General features: G+C 65.3%; 1 protein-coding gene. It reads right to left on the bottom strand.

The window, feature by feature from the left end:
- Positions 1 to 4,745 (bottom strand): beta strand repeat-containing protein (locus AC0TNG_RS00160; RefSeq protein ID WP_473723523.1); only part of this gene is annotated, 4,745 nt, incomplete at both ends.

The raw sequence follows: 4,745 nt of genomic DNA, 5'->3' as shown, positions 1-4,745 counted from the left end.
GTTGGAGACATAGCGGGTATCGAACGCCGCATCGCCGAGGAAGCGGTAATCGTAATCCGGGTTCAGGTTGAGGCGGCCCAGCATATAGGACGAGCCGAGGAACTGCTTCTCGTCGGTAAACGCCAGCCGCGTCTCCTGCGGGGCCGTGGACGACGGTTTGACCCCGAGCATTGCGTTCAGGTCGGCAAACAGGGCGGGATCGAGCTGTCCGAGACCGTTCAGTTTCGGGTTGATGCCGATCAGGTACGGGCTTTTAGGGTTGTCGGAGAAGACAAAATAGCCGTTGTTGCCCGACGGCAGCGGGTAAGCGCTGGTATCGACGCGCTGGCCCTGATAATGCCCGACGGCACCGCCCTGCGCGGTTCGGAGATCGGCGGTGGTGACCCCGGCGTTCGCCAGTGCGCCCAGCTGGCCGAGGTTCGCGTTGCCTTTCTGCATGGTGCCAATGTTGCTGAGAGACGTGCCGGACGCGCCGCCGTTTTCCAGCGCTCCGCCGCCGTTAAGCCGCTGCAGCGCACCCTGGAGCTGATCGTTCCACTGCGGCGAGTTCACCGCCACGGTGCCGGTCGTGTTCAGCCCCTGTTTTTGAACGCCGCTACCGACAGTCTGGTTGCTGAGGGTGTTCAGCGACGGCGTGGAGATGACGTTGCTAACGCCGCCCGCGTTCGCAGTGGTATTGGTGTTGCTGATGTTACTGGTGAAGTTTGCGGTAACGTTGCCACCCGCCTGGATCACTGCGCGGAATGGTGTTCCCTGTGATACGTCTTCGCGAACCCCCGTTGCCTTATAATGCAGTTCAACAGAGTTATAGCTGTCGTCGTATTCGTAGGTCTGGTAGCGGGTGGTCGACTGTGGAAACCATGAACGGTTGTTCAGCGTAGATCCGCTCATCACCAGTTGTCCGGAAGCCAGAAGCAGACTGGCATCGTTATCCAGCCCGTCTGCTGTAATATACCCTGAGCCCCCGGCACTGATACGCGCTGCAGGACCGTTCGCGGTAACCGACAGCGAGGTGCGTGAAATCGCAAACTCCAGGGTCCTGAATGCATCTTTGGGGTACGGCACCATGATTGCACCATCCAGGACCTTATAATTTGGGTTACACCAGACCCCCAGACTATTTGACGGGCAGGGAGAAAACTTGATACGCGCTTTATTTCCCATCCACTCAAGCGGAATATCAGCATCACGCGGTGTCAGCCAGGCGTACTGGGCGGGAAGATCTTCCTGAGCCCCCTGAGTCACCGCCAGCCCGTCCCGTTTGTTAAGCAGATGCTCGGTTTTAATGAATATATCCCCGCGCTGCGTCTCAATATTCCCCGACGTATTCACCACCTGGCTGTTCGCATTCCCCGCCGCATCCCGCTGCATCCACAGGTTGTTCCCCGCCATGATGTCGCCGCGCTGGTTGGTGATGCTGTCGGCAAACAGCGCCAGATTATTCGCCGCGTACAGCAGCGCGGTGTTGACGATAGCGCCCGGCGCGCTCAGGGTCAGCGAGCCGCGCGTGCCGGTGAAGCCGTCGACGGTAATGTTGCTCCGGCTGGCCACGATGATATCGCCCCCGCCCTGCACCGAGCCCGCGGCGTTCAGCGCCACGCTGCTGCCGGAGAGCGTACTCGCGCCGCCGCCGGTGGTGATTTGTCCGTTGTTGCTGAGCTGCCCGCCCGCATTCAGGTTGACCGCCTGCCCCTGCAGCACGCTGCGGTTATCGATGTCGCCGCCGCTGTTGATGGTGAGGGTTCTGCCTGCCGCCACGGCGGTCCGGCTGGTAAACGCGTTCGTCAGCTGCAGCGTTAAGTCCCCCAGGGAGACCAGCTGGCCGGTGAGGTCCAGCCCCCGGCTCTGCAGCCACAGGTTGCCGCCGCTCAGCAGCTTACCGCCCGCGCTCTGGGTCACCTGGTCGGCATTAATGTTCAGCTGCGCGTTGCCGAGCAGCGTGCCGCTGTTGTTCAGCTGGCCATAGTTAACCGTCAGCTGTCCCGCCTGGGTGGTGCCCTGGCTGGCAAGCGTGGTGCCGGTCAGGGTGGCCCGGTCGGCCACCCACGTGCCGCCGTTGATGGCGTTTGCCGCATTGAGTATCAGGTCGGTGGCCTGCAGCCAGCCGGTGCCGGTGAACTGCGGCGTGCCGAGCGTCAGGCGCGCGCCGGAAAGCAGCCTGCCGTCGTTACGCGCCTGGGAGGAGGCTGTCACCCGCGTCTCGCCGCCGCCCTGGATCAGGCCGTAGTTAAACAGCGCGGGCGTGGTCAGCGTCAGCGCATCGCGGCTGACGATTTCGCCTCCGCTGTTGTTGGTCAGCGTCCCGCTGAGGGCCAGCGTCGCGCCGTTATCGCCCTGCAGACGTCCGTTGTTGGTGAGCGCCCCGGTGGTGATGCCGAGCGTGCCCCCCTGCATTTTGCCGTCGCTGGTGACGGAGGCCGCCGTGACGTTCAGCGCCCCGCCGGACAGCAGGGTGCCGCCAGACTGCTGGCTGACCGCGCCGGTCTGGCTGAGGGTCAGGCCATTCACGCCGCTGATGGCGCCGCTGTTGCTGAGCGTGCCGCCGGTCAGCGTCAGGTTTTTCGCCGCCCACTGGCCCTGGTTCGCCAGCGTGGCGGCCTGCAGCGTTGCCGCACCCAGCGCGGTAATCTTACTGCCCGTAGTCCCGGTGAGCGTGTCGGCCAGCGTCATCTGCAGCGCACCGGCGCTCTGCACCGCGCCGCTGTTGGTGAGCGACCGGGCGTTAAGCAGGATGTTCTGTGCCTGCCAGCTGCCGGCGTTGGTCACCGCGCCGGACGCAATCGTCAGCGCGCCCTGGGTGAGAAGCTTGCCGCCTGCGCCGTTAATCAGCTCCTGCTGCGGCACGGCCATCGCCATGCGCGCCATCAGCCGCTGCTGCCCCTGAACGGTCAGGCTCTGCAGACCGGTTAAGGTGCCCTGGTTGTTAATGCTGCTCTGATGCAGCGCGAGGGTGTTCCCCTGCACGGTGCCGCTGTTTTTAAGCGTGCTGCCGCCGAGCGTCACATCGCCCTCGCTGAGGAGCTGCCCGCGGTTATCCAGCGTCTGTGCGGTGATATCCGCCCGGCCCTGACTCATCAGCGAGCCGGTTGAGGTCAGCGTGCCGCCGGTCGTGGCCGTCAGCGTTCCCTGGCTGAGCAGAGACCCGCCGTGCGTCCAGTCGCTGGCGCGGATGTCCGCGCCGTTCCCCTGCAGCGTGCCCTGCGTGGTCAGCTGGCCTGCATCCAGCGTCAGCATGCCGCCGGAGAGGGTGCGCGAGGTCGCGCCCGTGGTCAGCGTGGTGCCGGTGAGCGCCAGGCCGTTCGTTCCCTGCATCAGCCCGCCGTTGTTCATATCGCGGGCAGTGAGGGACAGCGTACCGCCCGTGATGCGCCCCGGGTTCGCCAGGGTGTCCGCGGTGAAGGCGGTCGTGCCGCCGCTCTGCAGCAGCCCGGTATTGGTTAACGCCCCGCTGAGCGTGCCGCTGAGTCCCGTCTGCCCGTTCATCGTGCCGCTGTTGGTGAGGGTGGTGCCGGTCATGTCCAGCGTCGCACCCTGCAGCGTACCGGCGTTGGTCAGCTGTCCGCCCGTCAGCGTGAAGCCGCCGCCGGAGAGCCATTTACCGTTCAGCTCGTTGATAAAGCGGTCGGCGGTGGCGTTAACCGCGTTGCTGCCCTGCATCAGGCCGCTGTTGCGCAGCTCAGTACCGCCTGCGGTCAGCGTTTTGCCCGCCACCGTGCCGCTGCTGGTCAGCGTCGTCGCGTTAAGCGCGGCATCTTCGGTGGCAACGATGTTCCCGGTACTGGTCAGGGCATTGCTCAGGCCCAAATCCAGGCTCTGCGCCTGAATATCGCCCCGGTTCGTCAGGTCGCTGCCCCGCAGGGTGAACCCGCCGTTCACCAGCAGCAGACCGGCGTTATCGAGCGTGTCGAGGGATACGTCCAGAGAACTGCCGCTCACCAGCTGCCCGGTGGCGCCGTTGCTCAGCGCGCGGGTGGTCAGCGCCAGCGTGTCGTTGCCCTGAAGAATCCCGGTGTTGTTCAGCTGCGCGGCGTTCACCGTGAGCGCCTTCCCGGCCAGCTGGCCGTCGTTAAACAGCTGCGCCGCCGTCAGCGTGAACAGGTTCTGGCTGAGCAGGGCGCCCGTGTTATCCAGCCTGCCGGTCGCGGAAAGGGTCAGGCCGTCCAGCGTCTGAATGCTGCCCTGGTTATTCAGGCTCCCGGCGTCAAGCGTCGCGCTGCGCCCCTGAAGGCTGCCCGCGTTGCTGAGGGTTTGTCCGCTCAGGGTCAGGGTCTCGCCGCCCGTCACCTGGCCCTGAGGCTGGTTCGTGAAGGTGTTCCCGGACCAGGCCAGCGTGCTGCTGCCCTGAAGCAGACCGCTGTTCTGCAGGTCGCCCTGCAGGGTCAGCACTTTCGCCAGCAGCTGGCCACGGTTATCGGTCCTGTCGGCCTGGACGTCCAGCGCCTGCTGGCTGAGCACCTTACCGCTGTTGTTCAGCGTGCCGGTTACCGCCGCCGTCACGCCCGCTTCCCCCAGCGCGTTACCGGTGTTCATCCACTCACCGGTGGCGAGGTTCAGGGTGTTACCCTGCAGCAGCCCGGCGTTGTTCAGGGTGGTGTGGTGCAGGGCGAGCGCGCCGCCGGAGAGCAGCATGCCCGCCTGCTGGTTGCTGAGCTGTGCCCCGGTCGCCGTGAGGGAATGTGTCCCCTGCAGCGTGCCGCCGTTGGTCACCGACGCGCTGTTAAACTGCGCGTCGGTACCGGCCATCA

This window comes from Enterobacter sp. PL_is514 (genome assembly GCF_055816715.1).
The sequence above is the reverse complement of the archived record's forward strand: the minus strand, read 5'-3'. Positions and strand labels throughout refer to the sequence as shown.